Source organism: Pseudomonas sp. PDM24 (assembly GCF_019218905.1).
Taxonomy (GTDB): Bacteria; Pseudomonadota; Gammaproteobacteria; order Pseudomonadales; family Pseudomonadaceae; genus Aquipseudomonas.
Map to the genome: position 1 here is coordinate 189,056 of NZ_JAHUWR010000010.1, position 14,738 is coordinate 203,793.

A 14,738-nucleotide genomic window follows, 5' to 3' on the forward strand; every position below is an offset into this window, starting at 1 on the left:
CGCCTGTTTCATTCGCCGCGGCAACTGCCGTGGCGCACCCCGGTCACAACTGGATACCGCCCCATCCGTTGCGAGCGTCGGATCATGAAGAACCTGAAAATCGCCACCTTCAACGTCAACGGCATGCGCGCCCGCTTGCCGAATCTGCTGGCCTGGCTTGCGCGAGAACAGCCAGACATCGCCTGCTTGCAGGAACTCAAATCGGTCGACGGCGCATTCCCCGTCGCGGAGCTGGAGGCCGCCGGGTATGGCGCCGTCTGGCACGGCCAGGTGTCGTGGAACGGGGTGGCGATTCTGGCGCGCGATGCGCAGCCGTTGGAGAGCCGGCGCGGTTTGCCAGGTGATGACAGCGATACCCATAGCCGCTACATCGAGGCTGCTGTGCATGGGGTTCTGGTGGGTTGTCTGTACCTGCCCAATGGCAACCCGCAGCCAGGGCCGAAGTTCGATTACAAACTGGCGTGGTTCGAACGGCTGATCTCGCACGCCAAGGAGCTTCAGAGCAGCGACCATCCGGTGGTGCTGGCCGGCGATTACAACGTGGTACCCACCGATCTGGACATCTACAACCCGCGCTCCTGGCTCAAGGATGCGCTGCTGCAACCCGAGAGTCGCGCGTGTTATCAGCGGTTGCTGGATCAGGGTTGGACCGATTCCCTGCGTCATCTGTATCCAGAGGAGCGGATCTACACCTTCTGGGATTATTTCCGGCAGCACTGGCAGAAAAACTCGGGGTTGCGCATCGATCATCTGCTGCTCAACCCGGCACTGAGTCCTTACCTGCAGGAGGCTGGCGTCGATGCCTGGGTTCGCAACGAACCTCATGCCAGCGATCATGCTCCGACATGGATTCGAGTGGGTTCGCGCAAGCGTCGATAATCCTGGCGTGTGCGGTGATTGGCTAAATCAATTGTCAGTCCGACCGTATTTTCCCTTATACATGGCGCCCATCGGTGGAGCGATCCATCCGCGGACCTCTGCATAAAGGATTGAGCGATGAGCGAGACACAACTGACGAATCTTGCGCTGTACCTGCAACGCCTGGGCTTCGATACGCCCCCGGCGCCGACCCTGGAAACCCTGCGCCAACTGCAGCTGCGCCACACCGGCGCCTTCCCGTTTGAAAACCTCACCACTTTAATGGGCGAACCGGTGCTTATCGATCTGCCGTCCATCGAGCAGAAAGTCCTGCACGAAGGTCGCGGGGGCTACTGCTACGAACTCAACAACCTGTTCCTGGCCTTGCTTCAGACGCTGGGTTTCGAGGCGCGCGGCATCACCGGCCGCGTGGTCATGAACCAGCCGGAAGGCGCATGGACCGCACGCACTCACCGCTTGAGCCTGGTAACCCTCGGCGGTGTACGCTACATCACTGACGTCGGCTTCGGCGGCATGGTGCCCACCGCCCCGCTGATGCTGGATACCGAAGCTGAGCAGTTCACTCCCCACGAAACCTATCGCATCGAACCGCATGCCGACGGCTACACCCTGCGTGCTAACGTCGGTGATGAATGGCGTGCGATGTACATCTTCGACCTGCAACGTCAGGAAGACATCGATTACACCCTCGGCAACTGGTACGTCTCGACCCATCCTGAATCTTCCTTCGTGAAACAATTGATGGTGGCGCGGACGGGGGAGGGATGGCGACGCACATTGAGTAACGGCAGCTTTGCCATTCACCGCATGGGCAGTGAGAGCGAGCGGCGGCAGGTGACGGATGTGGATGAGTTGATCGGGTTACTGGAACGTGAATTCGGGATTCGAGTGCCAGCGCAGGAAGTGTTGAAGCGGGTGCTGGAGCGGTTGATTGAGCCTGTGTCGCAGGCAAATTAAGCTCCACGCAAAGGGGCGGATTTGATCAATTCGCTCCTTTTTCTTTTGCTCGATCCAGGCGTGGGTGTGTTGGTTTTGTGCCTAGGAACGAACCTCAAGCTCCATCACGTGATGGATTTCGCTGAGGACCTCTGACAACTTTTTCTCCAGGCTTTTCAGCTCGGAGGCGGTGAGGCCTTTTTTGAGATGCCCGACATTGGCAACAGCCGTGTTCTGATCGGGCTTCGCCGTTTTGCCTTTATCACTGAGCAATGCCTGGCGCAGGGTATTGTTGATCACCGTCTGGTAGCCATACCCCTCGCTTTCTGCCAACGCGCGCGCGGCCTCTATGACGACATCATCGAGCATGATGGTGATTCGGGTCTTGCCTTTGCTGGAGGCAACCGCTCCACGCTTGGCATTGCTGAAGTCGTATTCATCTTTCATCGGTCAAGCCTCCATATAGTGGCGACGCTCGTTTTTGGTGGCGATGCGCGCGGAAATGATTCGCACGAAATTCGGGTCGCGGTAGGTGTATGCAACGACCAGCAGTCGACCTTTGGCATCCAGCCCGATGATGATCCATCGCTGCTCATCATGGTGGTTGTCCTGAAGCGTCAACGCTCGATCGTCATAAAACACAGGTTCTGTCTCGGCGAGGCTGATGCCTTGGTGCTTCAGTTTGTTGGCCGCGTTCTTTGCCTTGTGATACTGAATTTCGAATGACTTCATTATGCATACTTTATATGTATAAGCGAGAGGGCGGCCGTGCCGGCGGTCGCTTGGAAAGCAAAAGATTAGCGGTGGAGAGGAATAGGGGAGGAGGGATGTATTTCAAGAGTTTTTAGGCCGGAGGCTCTACGGCTAAAGGGCAGTGTGAACATCTGTCCGTAATCTGACTGGTTAGTTGTATACAACTCTATAGACATTTGTCCTGACTATTGAATACAGTGTGCGCACAACAAAAACCAGGGAACCCCCCAACCATGAAAACGCCCCATGTTTCACAACAACGGCCCGAGGATGAGAATCTCGGGATCGGCGCGAATATGGCTTACGGCCTGCAACACGTTCTGACCATGTATGGTGGTATCGTCGCGGTGCCTTTGATCATCGGCCAAGCGGCCGGGCTCTCGCCGGCGGACATCGGTTTGTTGATTGCTGCTTCATTGTTTGCAGGGGGGCTGGCGACGTTGCTGCAGACCCTGGGTTTACCGTTTTTCGGTTGTCAGTTGCCGCTGGTGCAGGGCGTGTCGTTTTCCGGCGTTGCGACCATGGTGGCGATTGTCAGCAGCGGTGGGGAGGGTGGCTTTCAGTCGATTCTCGGGTCGGTGATTGCGGCGTCGTTGATCGGCTTGCTGATCACGCCGGTGTTCTCGCGAATCACCAAGTTCTTTCCGCCGTTGGTAACCGGCATTGTGATCACCACTATCGGCCTGACGCTGATGCCGGTGGCTGCGCGCTGGGCCATGGGCGGCAACAGCCATGCCCCGGACTTCGGCAGCATGGCAAACATCGGCCTGGCGGCGGTGACGTTGGTGCTGGTACTGCTACTGAGCAAGATCGGCAGTGCGAGCATCTCCCGTTTGTCGATCCTCTTGGCAATGGTCATTGGCACCGTCATCGCCGTGTTCCTCGGCATGGCGGATTTCTCGTCCGTCACCCAAGGCCCGATGTTCGGCTTCCCGGCACCGTTCCATTTCGGCATGCCGACGTTCCACTTCGCCGCGATTCTGTCGATGTGCATCGTGATCATGGTGACCCTGGTGGAAACCTCCGCCGACATTCTGGCCGTCGGTGAAATCATCGGCACCAAAGTCGACTCCAAACGCCTGGGCAACGGCCTGCGGGCCGACATGCTGTCGAGCATGATCGCGCCGATCTTCGGCTCCTTCACCCAGAGTGCTTTCGCCCAGAACGTCGGGCTGGTGGCGGTCACCGGGATCAAGAGCCGTTTCGTGGTGGCCACCGGCGGTGTGTTCCTGGTGGTTCTCGGTTTGCTGCCCTTCATGGGCCGCGTCATCGCCGCCGTGCCAACCTCCGTACTCGGCGGCGCCGGCATCGTGCTGTTCGGCACCGTGGCGGCCAGCGGCATCCGGACGCTGTCCAAGGTCGACTACCGCAACAACGTCAACCTGATCATCGTCGCCACCTCCATCGGTTTCGGCATGATCCCCATCGCTGCACCGAATTTCTACGACCACTTCCCCAGCTGGTTCGCGACAATCTTCCACTCGGGCATCAGCTCCTCGGCAATCATGGCCATCGTGCTGAACCTGGCCTTCAACCACCTCACTGCCGGCAACTCGGATCAACAATCGGTGTTTGCGGCCGGTACCGAGCGAGTCTTGCGTTATCAGGATCTGGCGGCGTTGCGGGAAGGGGATTACTTCAGCGAAGGCAAGCTGCGTGACTGCGACGGGAATGAGATTCCGGTGGTAGAGGCAGAGCATGGGCATGCCGAGCCGCGGGCGGTGCATGCGAAAAGCAGTGAGCATGTTTGACGGCGGTACCCGGTAAAGAGGCAGGTAGATCAAAAGATCGCAGCCTGCGGCAGCTCGGGGATTCGTGTGAGATGCGATCTCCGGAGCTGCCGAAGGCTGCGATCTTTTGACTTTATGGCGAGCACAAAAAAGCCCCTGAGTCTTTCGAATCAGGGGCTTTTCGGTCTTGCTGTCTGGCTCCACGACCTGGACTCGAACCAGGGACCCAGTGATTAACAGTCACTTGCTCTACCAACTGAGCTATCGCGGAATGGCGTCTATGTTACTGATTCAAAAAGAGAAGTCAAGCCTCTGTCGGCAGTTTGATGTTTTCATCGGATCAGAGGGGGGTTATCGGCCATTGGCGGTTACCAGAATCGCGGTAGAGGTCTACCATGGTCGCCCGGAAGTGGTGACACGCGCTGCCGGCCCTCAGCCGAAAAGGTACGCGCCATGAATCATCCAGCCCTCACACTTCAAAACAGCGGGGTGTTCGCATGAGCATCGCTCAGATCAGCCTGCCCAAAGGCGTTGGTCCGCACGCCGAGAAACTGTTCGACGCAATCACTCAGGCCAGCACCGCTGACGAATTGAACCGCGCGGGCGGCAAGGCCGAAGGTTTTGTCCTGGGCCTGGAAAGCACCAAGGCGATTAAAAGCCAGGTGGCCGAGTCGCTTTATGTCGCCTATGACGACGCGGCCAGCCAGCGCGCGGGCGAACTGGCCTAACCGCCGAAGGTAATAGTGCCGAGCATCAGCTTGGCGTACAGCATCGTGGCGGTCAGTTGTACCAGCCACAAGGCCAGGCCGCCAAGGAACACGCCCGCAGCCACTTGCAGCACCAGGTTATTACCGCGTTTGGCCGAAGAGCGGGGTACGAAGTGGTCCAGCTCGTCGCGGTCGGCGCGTAGGTCATCGTTTTTCATGTGGGTTCTCAAGAATTCTCGGGTGTACTCATAACCTGTGGGAGCGGGCTTGCTCGCGAAGGCGGCGGCACATCCAGCATCAATGTGACAGATAGACCGCTTTCGCGAGCAAGCCCGCTCCCACATTTTTGATCTGCGTGCAGTCTAGAGCGAGCGGTCGCCGAACTGGGAATTATCAAAGACAAATAAAAAACGGGAAGCCCTGCGGCTTCCCGTTTTCGTATCACGCGAGGACTCAGATCACCTGAACGATGGCCTTGGTCACGACGTCGATGTTGCTCTGGTTCAGCGCAGCAACACAGATGCGGCCGGTGTCCAGAGCGTAGATGCCGAACTCGCTGCGCAGGCGGGTAACCTGCTCAACCGTCAGGCCGGAGTAGGAGAACATGCCGCGCTGGCGACCGACGAAGCTGAAATCGCGCTGTGGAGCGTTTTTCGCCAGCAAGTCGACCATCTGGGTGCGCATGCCGCGAATCCGCAGGCGCATTTCTGCCAGTTCCTCTTCCCACTGGGCACGCAGTACCGGGCTGTTCAGCACGGCGGCGACGATGCTTGCACCGTGGGTCGGCGGGTTGGAGTAGTTGGTGCGGATCACGCGTTTGACTTGCGACAGTACGCGCGCGCTTTCTTCTTTCGATTCGCTGACGATCGACAGGGCGCCAACGCGCTCGCCGTACAGCGAGAAGGATTTGGAGAACGAACTGGAAACGAAGAAGGTCAGGTCCGACTCGGCGAACAGGCGCACGGCCGCGGCGTCTTCATCGATACCGTCGCCAAAGCCCTGGTAAGCCATGTCGAGGAACGGCACGTGACCTTTGGCCTTGACCACTTCCAGCACGTTTTTCCAGTCCGCCGGGCTCAGGTCCACGCCGGTCGGGTTGTGGCAGCAAGCGTGCAGCACAACGATGGAGCCGGACGGCAGGGCGTTCAGGTCTTCCAGCAGGCCGGCGCGGTTAACGTCGTGGGTGGCGGCGTCGTAGTAGCGATAGTTCTGCACCGGGAAACCGGCGGTTTCGAACAGGGCGCGGTGGTTTTCCCAGCTCGGGTCGCTGATGGCCACGACGGCGTTCGGCAGCAGTTGCTTGAGGAAGTCGGCGCCGATTTTCAGCGCGCCGGTACCGCCGACGGCTTGGGTGGTGATAACCCGGCCAGCGGCGATCAGCGGCGAATCATTGCCGAACAGCAGTTTCTGCACGGCCTGGTCGTAGGCGGCGATGCCGTCGATCGGCAAGTAGCCACGGGAAACGTGTTGAGCGGCGCGAATCGTCTCGGCTTCGACAACGGCGCGCAGGAGTGGAATTCGCCCCTCCTCGTCGCAGTAAACACCGACCCCCAGGTTGACCTTGTTGGTACGGGTATCGGCATTGAATGCTTCGTTGAGGCCCAGGATTGGATCGCGTGGTGCCATTTCGACAGCGGAGAACAGGCTCATTATTGCGGCGGCTCTGAATGGAGTGTGGAGGGACGTGTCGCGCTCCAGCCGAATGCACTAGAGCGGTGCACAAACGGGGAGCTAGTATAGAGGCCATCAGCGATTGATGGCGACAGGCGATTCGGCTTTTACCGTAAGTTTTTCCAATTATTTTTCGATCGTGGGTCGAGTGGTGTCGTCAAAGGTTTTACCCGATGTAGGACGTTTGCCTTGAAAGCGATGGCAATCGGCTCCACATTGAGCACAATCCAGTTTTTTCCTTGGGCGACATCGGTCGTTTGTGGTTTTTTTCGTCGCTGTCCGGTTTGACCGGACAGGCGCGAATCCAGAGGTATGTATGTCTGAATTCCAGCTAGTTACCCGCTTCGAGCCCGCCGGCGATCAGCCGGAAGCCATCCGCCTGATGGTCGAGGGCATTGAGGCCGGGCTGGCGCACCAGACGCTGCTCGGTGTGACCGGCTCGGGCAAGACCTTCAGCATCGCCAACGTGATCGCCCAGATACAGCGCCCGACGCTGGTGCTGGCGCCCAACAAGACCCTGGCCGCGCAGTTGTATGGCGAATTCAAGGCGTTCTTCCCGAACAACGCCGTTGAATACTTCGTGTCTTATTACGACTACTACCAGCCCGAAGCCTACGTGCCGTCGTCCGATACCTTCATCGAGAAGGATGCCTCGATCAACGACCACATCGAGCAGATGCGCCTGTCCGCCACCAAGGCGCTGCTGGAGCGCAAGGACGCGATCATCGTCACCACGGTGTCCTGCATCTACGGTCTGGGCAGCCCGGAAACCTATTTGAAGATGGTGTTGCACGTGGATCGCGGCGACAAGCTCGACCAACGCGCGCTGTTACGTCGGCTGGCCGACCTGCAATACACCCGCAACGACATGGACTTCGCCCGGGCGACCTTCCGGGTGCGCGGCGACGTGATCGATATCCACCCGGCGGAATCCGATTTCGAAGCGATCCGCATCGAGCTGTTCGATGACGAAGTGGAGAGCTTGTCCGCCTTCGATCCGCTGACCGGTGAAGTCATCCGCAAACTGCCGCGTTTCACCTTCTATCCAAAGAGCCACTACGTGACCCCGCGGGAAACCCTGCTCGAGGCCACCGAAGGGATCAAGGTCGAATTGCAGGAGCGCCTGGAATACCTGCGCTCCAATAACAAACTGGTGGAAGCCCAGCGACTGGAGCAACGCACCCGTTTCGACCTGGAGATGATCCTCGAACTGGGTTACTGCAATGGCATCGAAAACTATTCGCGCTACCTGTCGGGCCGTGAATCCGGCCAGGCGCCGCCCACGTTGTTCGACTACCTGCCGGCGGATGCCTTGCTGGTGATCGACGAATCCCACGTCAGCGTGCCGCAAGTCGGCGCCATGTATAAAGGTGACCGTTCCCGGAAAGAAACGCTGGTGGAGTACGGTTTCCGCTTGCCCTCGGCCCTGGACAACCGGCCGATGCGTTTCGACGAGTTCGAAAGCATCAGTCCCCAAACGATTTTTGTCTCGGCCACGCCGGGCAATTACGAGGCGGAGCACGCCGGCCGAGTGGTCGAGCAATTGGTGCGACCGACCGGCCTGGTGGACCCGCAAATCGAGATTCGTCCGGCGTTGACTCAGGTCGACGACTTGCTCTCGGAAATCACCAAGCGTGTGGCCCTGGAAGAGCGGGTGCTGGTTACCACGCTGACCAAGCGCATGTCCGAAGACTTGACCGATTACCTGGCCGACCACGGCGTGCGCGTGCGTTACCTGCATTCGGACATCGACACCGTGGAGCGGGTCGAAATTATCCGTGACTTGCGTCTCGGCGTCTTCGATGTGCTGGTGGGGATCAACCTGCTGCGTGAAGGCCTGGACATGCCGGAAGTCTCGCTGGTGGCGATTCTCGACGCGGACAAGGAAGGTTTCCTGCGTTCCGAGCGCTCACTGATCCAGACCATTGGCCGGGCGGCGCGCAACCTCAATGGGCGGGCGATTTTGTACGCAGATCGCATCACCGGCTCCATGGAGCGGGCGATCGGCGAGACCGAGCGTCGTCGCGACAAGCAGATCGCCTTCAACCTGGCCAATGGCATTACGCCGAAGGGTGTGTTCAAGGACGTCGCCGACATTATGGAAGGCGCGGTCGTGCCGGGTTCGCGCAGCAAGAAGCGCAAAGGCATGGCCAAGGCCGCCGAGGAAAGTGCCAAGTACGAGGCCGAACTGCGCTCGCCAAGCGAGATCAGCAAACGCATTCGTCAGTTGGAAGAAAAGATGTACCAGCTCGCCCGCGACCTGGAATTCGAAGCCGCGGCGCAGTTGCGCGACGAAATCGGCAAGTTGCGGGAGCGGTTGATCGCGGTTTGATTTGTGGTGTCTGACAGGGCCTCTTCGCGAGCAAGCCCGCTCCCACAGTAGACCGCGTCCGCCCGGACAACTCGGTCAACTGTGGGAGCGGGCTTGCTCGCGAAGGCGTACGACTGAACGCCATATTCGTCAGCTAAAGCGCTTCCCCCCAGCCCTCAACCCACCTCGGCCTATGAGTGATGTGGAGGTAAATACCCCACTCACTGGAGCCGGGCGGCTATCGCCTGTTACCATTCGCCTCTTGTTTGATCTTCGCTTTTATTCTTTTCGAGACATGCCATGACCACCGTCCGCACTCGCATCGCGCCATCGCCTACCGGGGACCCCCACGTAGGTACCGCTTACATCGCTTTGTTCAACTACTGCTTTGCCAAGCAGCATGGCGGTGAGTTCATCCTGCGGATCGAAGACACCGACCAACTGCGTTCGACCCGCGAGTCCGAACAGCAGATTTTCGATGCCCTGCGCTGGTTGGGTATCGACTGGAGCGAAGGCCCGGACGTCGGCGGCCCGCACGGTCCTTACCGTCAAAGCGAGCGCGGCGATATCTATCAGAAGTACTGCCAGCAATTGGTCGACTTGGGTCATGCCTTCCCGTGCTTCTGCACGGCTGAAGAACTGGACCAGATGCGCGCCGAGCAAATGGCCCGCGGCGAAACCCCGCGTTACGACGGCCGTGCGCTGTTGCTCTCCAAGGAGGAAGTCGCGCGTCGTCTGGCCGCTGGCGAGCCACACGTCATCCGCATGAAAGTGCCGACCGAAGGCGTGTGCGTGGTGCCTGACATGCTGCGTGGCGACGTCGAGATCCCGTGGGATCGCATGGACATGCAAGTGCTGATGAAGACCGACGGCTTGCCGACGTACTTCCTGGCCAACGTTGTCGATGACCACTTGATGGGCATCACCCACGTTTTGCGTGGTGAAGAATGGCTGCCTTCGGCGCCGAAACTGATCCTCTTGTACGAATACTTTGGTTGGGAGCAACCGCAGCTGTGCTACATGCCGCTGCTGCGTAACCCGGACAAGAGCAAGCTGTCCAAGCGCAAGAACCCGACCTCGGTGACGTTCTACGAGCGCATGGGTTTCATGCCGGAAGCAATGCTCAACTACCTGGGCCGCATGGGCTGGTCGATGCCGGACGAGCGCGAGAAGTTCTCCCTGCAGGAAATGGTCGATAACTTCGACCTGGGCCGCGTCTCCCTCGGCGGGCCGATTTTCGACATCGAGAAACTGTCGTGGCTCAACGGCCAATGGCTGCGTGACCTGCCGGTGGAAGAGTTCGCCGTTCGTCTGCAAAAGTGGGCGCTGAACCCTGAATACATGATGAAGATCGCACCGCACGTGCAGGGCCGGGTTGAAACCTTCAGCCAAGTCGCACCGCTGGCCGGCTTCTTCTTCGCTGGTGGCGTGAACCCGGACGCCAAGCTGTTCGAATCCAAGAAACTCTCGGGCGATCAGGTTCGTCAGTTGATGCAGTTGATTCTATGGAAGCTGGAAAGCCTGCGGCAGTGGGAGAAGGACAGCATTACCGCGACGATTCAGGCGGTGGTCGAATCCCTGGAGTTGAAGCTGCGTGATGCCATGCCGCTGATGTTCGCCGCGATCACAGGGCAGGCCAGCTCGGTGTCGGTGCTCGACGCGATGGAAATCCTCGGTCCGGACCTGACCCGTTTCCGTCTGCGCCAGGCTATCGATCTGTTGGGTGGCGTGTCGAAGAAGGAAAACAAGGAGTGGGAAAAACTCTTGGGCGCTATCGCTTAAGGCTGTTTAACCTAGTGTAGGAGCTGCCGAAGGCTGCGATCTTTTGATCTTGCTCTTCGGCGCCACCCCCGTTTTTCGGGGGGAGGGCGGTAAGTGATTGTTATGTGGGCAAAAAATTTTGGAAATTGTTAAAAATAAGTTTGACAGCCTTCCGATGCGCCATTAAGATTCGCCCCGTCCTCAGCGATGAGGGGCTATAGCTCAGCTGGGAGAGCGCTTGCATGGCATGCAAGAGGTCGACGGTTCGATCCCGTCTAGCTCCACCAATTTACACTTCAAGGTCTGGCCACACCGGCCTTGAAGCGATCAACACTCAGCGTTGATCAGTTGTATAGAAGGGTTTGCGTCCCCTTCGTCTAGTGGCCTAGGACACCGCCCTTTCACGGCGGTAACAGGGGTTCGAGTCCCCTAGGGGACGCCAGTTTTACAGAAGCGATGTTGCAAGATATCGCTCCGCCGCGAGGCGAAAAATCCGGGGCTATAGCTCAGCTGGGAGAGCGCTTGCATGGCATGCAAGAGGTCGACGGTTCGATCCCGTCTAGCTCCACCAATTTTACAGTTCAAGGTCTGGCCACACCGGCCTTGAATCGATCAGCTCTCAGCACTGATCAGTTGTATAGAAGGGTTTGTGTCCCCTTCGTCTAGTGGCCTAGGACACCGCCCTTTCACGGCGGTAACAGGGGTTCGAGTCCCCTAGGGGACGCCACGATTACCCGCTCTGCGGGATTTTTAAGGGTCATTCAATTATTGAATGGCCCTTTTGTTTGTCTGGCGTTTGGCCAACTCTCCTTTTTTCTCAAAACTGTTCTTCAGACCAGCGGTCACATCCGCGACTTGCGAAAAATTATTATGAGAATAATATTCTAGTCGTAATATTCGGAGGCAACGATGAACGATAAAAAAGCTCAAACCCGCGAACGCATCCTCAAGGCTGCCAGTGCAGCGCTGATTCAGCGCGGCCCGGCCGAGCCGAGCGTGGGCGAAGTGATGGGCGCGGCCGGCCTGACGGTCGGCGGCTTCTACGCGCATTTCGAAAGCAAGGACGCGTTGATGCTGGAAGCATTCAAGCAGCTACTCAGCCATCGTCGTGGCTTGATCGCCGACATGGATGCCGAATTGACCGGCGAAGAGCGTCGCGCGTTGGTCGCAGCGTTCTACCTGTCGCGCAAACACCGTGATTCCACCGAGCGGGCATGTCCGATTCCGGCGTCGGTCGGCGAGCTGGGCCGTCTGCCGGACGAATTTCGTGTGGCATTGAGTGAGCATATTGAGTTGATGGTCGCGCAGTTGGCGGCCAGCCCGGAAGAGGCCGACAAAGCCTTGGCCGACATGGCCTTGATGGTCGGTGGTTTGGCTCTGGCGCGGGCGCTGGGGCCAGGAGAGTTGTCCGATCGATTACTGCGCGCCGCCAAGTCGGCGGTGCTATGACCTGAAGGCGCCAGCCTGAGGAGATGAGCGATGAACACGTTGAGCTGGGTTCGTGGCGTTAATGGCACCTTGGGCTGGTTCGCGCCGCAGTTGGTGGCGAGCAAGATGCGCCTGGCGTTCATGACTCCGCGGGAATTGCCGCCGCGTGATTGGGAATTGCCGCTACTGGCGAAATCCGAACGGATCACCTTGCGTTTCGGCCTCTCCGCGTTGCGTTGGGGACAAGGGCCGGCGGTGTTGTTGATGCACGGCTGGGAGGGCCGGCCGACACAGTTTGCCGCGCTGATCACCGCGCTGGTCGATGCCGGTTACACCGTGGTTGCCCTGGACGGCCCGGCTCACGGTCGCTCACCTGGTCGCGAAGCAAATGTGGTGCTGTTCGCCCGGGCCATGCTCGAGGCGGCCGCTGAGTTGCCGCCGCTGCAAGCGGTCATTGGGCACTCCATGGGTGGCGCCAGTGCCATGCTCGCAGTTCAGTTGGGCTTGCGCACCGAAACCCTGGTCTCGATCGCCGCCCCGGCGCGAATTCTCGGGGTATTGCGTGGGTTCGCACGCTATGTACGCCTGCCGCCCAAAGCGCGTTCGGCGTTTATTCGCCAGGTCGAGAAAGATGTCGGCATGCGTGCCGCTGCACTGGATGTCGCGCACTATCAGCTCGACATGCCGGGGCTGATCGTCCATGCCGAGGACGACAACTTTGTTCCGGTCAAGGAATCCCAGTTGATCCACGAAGCCTGGTTCGACAGCCGTCTGTTGCGCCTGGAAGAGGGCGGGCATCAGCGGGTGCTGGCCGATCCTCGGGTGATCGACGGCGTTCTTTCGCTGCTGGCCGGTCGCAGTCTGCAATCGCGCCAATCGGCCTGAGCATCCGTTACACTGCCCCGGTCGAAATAATCTGACCAGGAGTGGGGCATGGGCTGGGATCGGGCAACGCCGTTTATCATTGATCTGGAAGTGGGCGCCGAGGACATCGACGGGCTGGGCCATGCGAACAACACGGTGTACGTGACCTGGCTCGAGCGTTGCGCCTGGCGCCACTCGCAGCGGCTGGGCCTGGATCTGGTCGAATACCGACGGCTGGATCGGGCGATGGCGGTGGTACGGCACGAGATCGATTACCTGGCGGCGGCCTATGAGGGTGATGAGTTGCAGTTGGCGACCTGGATCGTCGATTGGGACCAGCGCCTGAAAATGACCCGACACTTTCAATTGAAGCGCCCCAGCGACAACACGACGTTACTGCGGGCGCAAACCACTTTCGTGTGCATCGAACTGTCGACCGGCAAGCCCAAGCGCATGCCGGCGGAGTTTATCGAGGGCTATGGCCCGGCGTTGCAAGAGTTGGATTCAGCGAAAATTTAATGTGGGAGCGGGCTTGCTCGCGAAAGCGGTTTAACATTCAACGATTATGTTGCCTGTTAGTCCGCTTTCGCGAGCAAGCCCGCTCCCACAAGGGATCTGCGATGTTCTGCAGATTTTCCGCGTAATCCAGTAAACTGCCGCACGTTTTTCGTTGAGTGTGTTTTTCATGCAAATTGCTTTGGCGCCCATGGAGGGGTTGGTCGACAACATCCTGCGGGACGTGCTGACCCGTGTGGGCGGTATCGATTGGTGCGTGACCGAATTTATTCGGATCAACGATCAACTGCTTACGCCTGCCTATTACCACAAGTTCGGTCCGGAACTGCTGACCAACGCCCGAACCGCCTCCGGCGTGCCGCTACGGGTGCAACTGCTGGGCTCCGATCCGGTGTGCCTGGCGGAAAACGCCGCACTGGCCTGCGAGTTGGGTTCCGAAGTCATCGACCTGAACTTCGGCTGCCCGGCCAAGACCGTCAACAAATCCCGTGGCGGTGCGGTGCTGCTCAAAGAGCCTGAACTGCTCAACCAAATCGTCGAACACGTCCGTCGTGCGGTGCCAGCGCACATTCCAGTGACCGCCAAGATGCGCCTCGGTTTCGACAGCCCGGACGGTGCACTTGTCTGCGCCACGGCCCTGGCCGAAGGCGGCGCGGCGCACATCGTGGTTCATGCGCGGACCAAGACCGATGGCTACAAGCCGCCAGCCCACTGGGAATGGATTCCTCGGGTGCAGGACGTGGTCAAAGTGCCGGTGTTTGCCAACGGCGACATCTGGAGCGTCGAGGACTGGCGTCGTTGCCGCGAAATCAGCGGCGTCGAAGACATCATGCTCGGTCGCGGTCTGGTATCGCGTCCGGATCTGGCCCGGCAAATCGCCGCCGCCCGCGCCGGTGAAGACGTCGTTGAGATGACCTGGGCCGAGCTGCTGCCGTTGATTCAGGACTTCTGGCTGCAAGCCAAAGCGCAGATGACACCGCGTCAATCGCCGGGTCGCTTGAAGCAGTGGCTGGCGATGCTGACCCGCAATTATCCCGAAGCCGTAGAGCTGTTCACCGTCCTGCGTCGTGAGACCGAACTGGATAATGTCTCGCGTTTACTGGGTCTGCAGGTGTCTGAAGCGGCCTGAATCTACTTAAAAAAATCTTGAAATAATCTCTTGAAAAGCAATCAGCGGTCCTT

At 59.2% G+C, this 14,738-nt stretch carries 14 protein-coding genes and 5 tRNA genes; 14 read left to right on the plus strand and 5 right to left on the minus strand.

Features of this window, described 5'->3' with window-relative positions:
- The first annotated feature begins 84 nt into the window (after window positions 1-84).
- Together xth and KW837_RS26835 are read left to right on the plus strand one after the other, a co-directional pair.
- Window positions 85-879, plus strand: a complete 795-nt coding sequence (gene xth / locus KW837_RS26830; RefSeq protein ID WP_123501398.1) for an exodeoxyribonuclease III — start codon at window positions 85-87, stop codon at window positions 877-879.
- 117 nt (window positions 880-996) lie between these two features.
- The gene (locus KW837_RS26835; RefSeq protein WP_218399151.1) at window positions 997-1,836 is read left to right on the plus strand and encodes an arylamine N-acetyltransferase; all 840 of its coding nucleotides are present in this window, start codon (window positions 997-999) and stop codon (window positions 1,834-1,836) included.
- 81 nt (window positions 1,837-1,917) lie between these two features.
- On the opposite strand, the gene KW837_RS26840 is transcribed toward KW837_RS26835, so the two are convergent.
- Together KW837_RS26840 and KW837_RS26845 are read right to left on the minus strand one after the other, a co-directional pair.
- A complete protein-coding gene (locus tag KW837_RS26840) occupies window positions 1,918-2,262 on the minus strand; it encodes a BrnA antitoxin family protein (RefSeq protein ID WP_192343310.1) in 345 nt (114 codons plus the stop codon).
- A gap of 3 nt (window positions 2,263-2,265) precedes the next feature.
- Complete coding sequence (locus tag KW837_RS26845; protein WP_123501395.1) at window positions 2,266-2,547, minus strand: BrnT family toxin; 282 nt, start codon at window positions 2,545-2,547, stop codon at window positions 2,266-2,268.
- A gap of 254 nt (window positions 2,548-2,801) precedes the next feature.
- Between KW837_RS26845 and KW837_RS26850 the strand changes: the two genes are divergently transcribed.
- Entirely contained in the window at window positions 2,802-4,319 is a 1,518-nt protein-coding gene (locus KW837_RS26850; RefSeq protein WP_192343312.1) for a nucleobase:cation symporter-2 family protein, read from the plus strand.
- Window positions 4,320-4,493: 174 nt separating this feature from the next.
- On the opposite strand, the gene KW837_RS26855 is transcribed toward KW837_RS26850, so the two are convergent.
- Window positions 4,494-4,569: transfer RNA gene (locus KW837_RS26855), tRNA-Asn, on the minus strand.
- A gap of 226 nt (window positions 4,570-4,795) precedes the next feature.
- Between KW837_RS26855 and KW837_RS26860 the strand changes: the two genes are divergently transcribed.
- Window positions 4,796-5,026 (plus strand): hypothetical protein, encoded by a 231-nt coding sequence (locus KW837_RS26860; RefSeq protein ID WP_218399152.1) that lies wholly within the window; start codon window positions 4,796-4,798, stop codon window positions 5,024-5,026.
- On the opposite strand, the gene KW837_RS26865 is transcribed toward KW837_RS26860, so the two are convergent.
- Both KW837_RS26865 and KW837_RS26870 read right to left on the minus strand, forming a co-directional pair.
- Window positions 5,023-5,223, minus strand: coding sequence for a hypothetical protein (locus tag KW837_RS26865; protein WP_007905992.1), 201 nt, complete (start codon window positions 5,221-5,223; stop codon window positions 5,023-5,025). The genes KW837_RS26860 and KW837_RS26865 overlap by 4 nt on opposite strands.
- A 235-nt stretch (window positions 5,224-5,458) precedes the next feature.
- Window positions 5,459-6,655, minus strand: coding sequence for an amino acid aminotransferase (locus KW837_RS26870; RefSeq protein WP_123501393.1), 1,197 nt, complete (start codon window positions 6,653-6,655; stop codon window positions 5,459-5,461).
- A gap of 337 nt (window positions 6,656-6,992) precedes the next feature.
- On the opposite strand from KW837_RS26870, the gene uvrB reads away from it, so the two are divergent.
- The 10 genes from uvrB to KW837_RS26920 all read left to right on the plus strand — a co-directional run bounded on the left by uvrB (window position 6,993) and on the right by KW837_RS26920 (window position 14,685).
- Window positions 6,993-9,008 (plus strand): excinuclease ABC subunit UvrB, encoded by a 2,016-nt coding sequence (gene uvrB / locus KW837_RS26875; RefSeq protein WP_008007189.1) that lies wholly within the window; start codon window positions 6,993-6,995, stop codon window positions 9,006-9,008.
- A 279-nt stretch (window positions 9,009-9,287) separates the two neighbouring features.
- A complete protein-coding gene (gene gltX, locus KW837_RS26880) occupies window positions 9,288-10,769 on the plus strand; it encodes a glutamate--tRNA ligase (protein WP_218399153.1) in 1,482 nt (493 codons plus the stop codon).
- 190 nt (window positions 10,770-10,959) lie between these two features.
- A tRNA-Ala gene (locus KW837_RS26885) sits at window positions 10,960-11,035 on the plus strand.
- Window positions 11,036-11,114: 79 nt separating this feature from the next.
- Window positions 11,115-11,190, plus strand: a tRNA-Glu gene (locus KW837_RS26890).
- A 53-nt stretch (window positions 11,191-11,243) separates the two neighbouring features.
- Window positions 11,244-11,319: transfer RNA gene (locus tag KW837_RS26895), tRNA-Ala, on the plus strand.
- 80 nt (window positions 11,320-11,399) lie between these two features.
- A tRNA-Glu gene (locus tag KW837_RS26900) sits at window positions 11,400-11,475 on the plus strand.
- A 182-nt stretch (window positions 11,476-11,657) separates the two neighbouring features.
- Entirely contained in the window at window positions 11,658-12,197 is a 540-nt protein-coding gene (locus tag KW837_RS26905; RefSeq protein ID WP_218399154.1) for a TetR/AcrR family transcriptional regulator, read from the plus strand.
- A 30-nt stretch (window positions 12,198-12,227) separates the two neighbouring features.
- Window positions 12,228-13,061, plus strand: coding sequence for an alpha/beta fold hydrolase (locus KW837_RS26910; RefSeq protein ID WP_123498688.1), 834 nt, complete (start codon window positions 12,228-12,230; stop codon window positions 13,059-13,061).
- Window positions 13,062-13,109: 48 nt separating this feature from the next.
- On the plus strand, window positions 13,110-13,559 hold the full coding sequence (locus KW837_RS26915; RefSeq protein WP_218399155.1) for a thioesterase family protein: 450 nt from the start codon (window positions 13,110-13,112) through the stop codon (window positions 13,557-13,559).
- Window positions 13,560-13,725: 166 nt separating this feature from the next.
- Window positions 13,726-14,685, plus strand: coding sequence for a tRNA-dihydrouridine synthase (locus KW837_RS26920; protein ID WP_123498692.1), 960 nt, complete (start codon window positions 13,726-13,728; stop codon window positions 14,683-14,685).
- Window positions 14,686-14,738 lie beyond the last annotated feature (53 nt).

Coding starts and splice junctions, on each gene's coding strand:
- xth (WP_123501398.1), top strand. CDS start 85: ATGAAGAACCTGAAAATCGCCACCTTCAACGTCAACGGCATGCGCGCC.
- KW837_RS26835 (WP_218399151.1), top strand. CDS start 997: ATGAGCGAGACACAACTGACGAATCTTGCGCTGTACCTGCAACGCCTG.
- KW837_RS26840 (WP_192343310.1), bottom strand. CDS start 2,262: ATGAAAGATGAATACGACTTCAGCAATGCCAAGCGTGGAGCGGTTGCC.
- KW837_RS26845 (WP_123501395.1), bottom strand. CDS start 2,547: ATGAAGTCATTCGAAATTCAGTATCACAAGGCAAAGAACGCGGCCAAC.
- KW837_RS26850 (WP_192343312.1), top strand. CDS start 2,802: ATGAAAACGCCCCATGTTTCACAACAACGGCCCGAGGATGAGAATCTC.
- KW837_RS26860 (WP_218399152.1), top strand. CDS start 4,796: ATGAGCATCGCTCAGATCAGCCTGCCCAAAGGCGTTGGTCCGCACGCC.
- KW837_RS26865 (WP_007905992.1), bottom strand. CDS start 5,223: ATGAAAAACGATGACCTACGCGCCGACCGCGACGAGCTGGACCACTTC.
- KW837_RS26870 (WP_123501393.1), bottom strand. CDS start 6,655: ATGAGCCTGTTCTCCGCTGTCGAAATGGCACCACGCGATCCAATCCTG.
- uvrB (WP_008007189.1), top strand. CDS start 6,993: ATGTCTGAATTCCAGCTAGTTACCCGCTTCGAGCCCGCCGGCGATCAG.
- gltX (WP_218399153.1), top strand. CDS start 9,288: ATGACCACCGTCCGCACTCGCATCGCGCCATCGCCTACCGGGGACCCC.
- KW837_RS26905 (WP_218399154.1), top strand. CDS start 11,658: ATGAACGATAAAAAAGCTCAAACCCGCGAACGCATCCTCAAGGCTGCC.
- KW837_RS26910 (WP_123498688.1), top strand. CDS start 12,228: ATGAACACGTTGAGCTGGGTTCGTGGCGTTAATGGCACCTTGGGCTGG.
- KW837_RS26915 (WP_218399155.1), top strand. CDS start 13,110: ATGGGCTGGGATCGGGCAACGCCGTTTATCATTGATCTGGAAGTGGGC.
- KW837_RS26920 (WP_123498692.1), top strand. CDS start 13,726: ATGCAAATTGCTTTGGCGCCCATGGAGGGGTTGGTCGACAACATCCTG.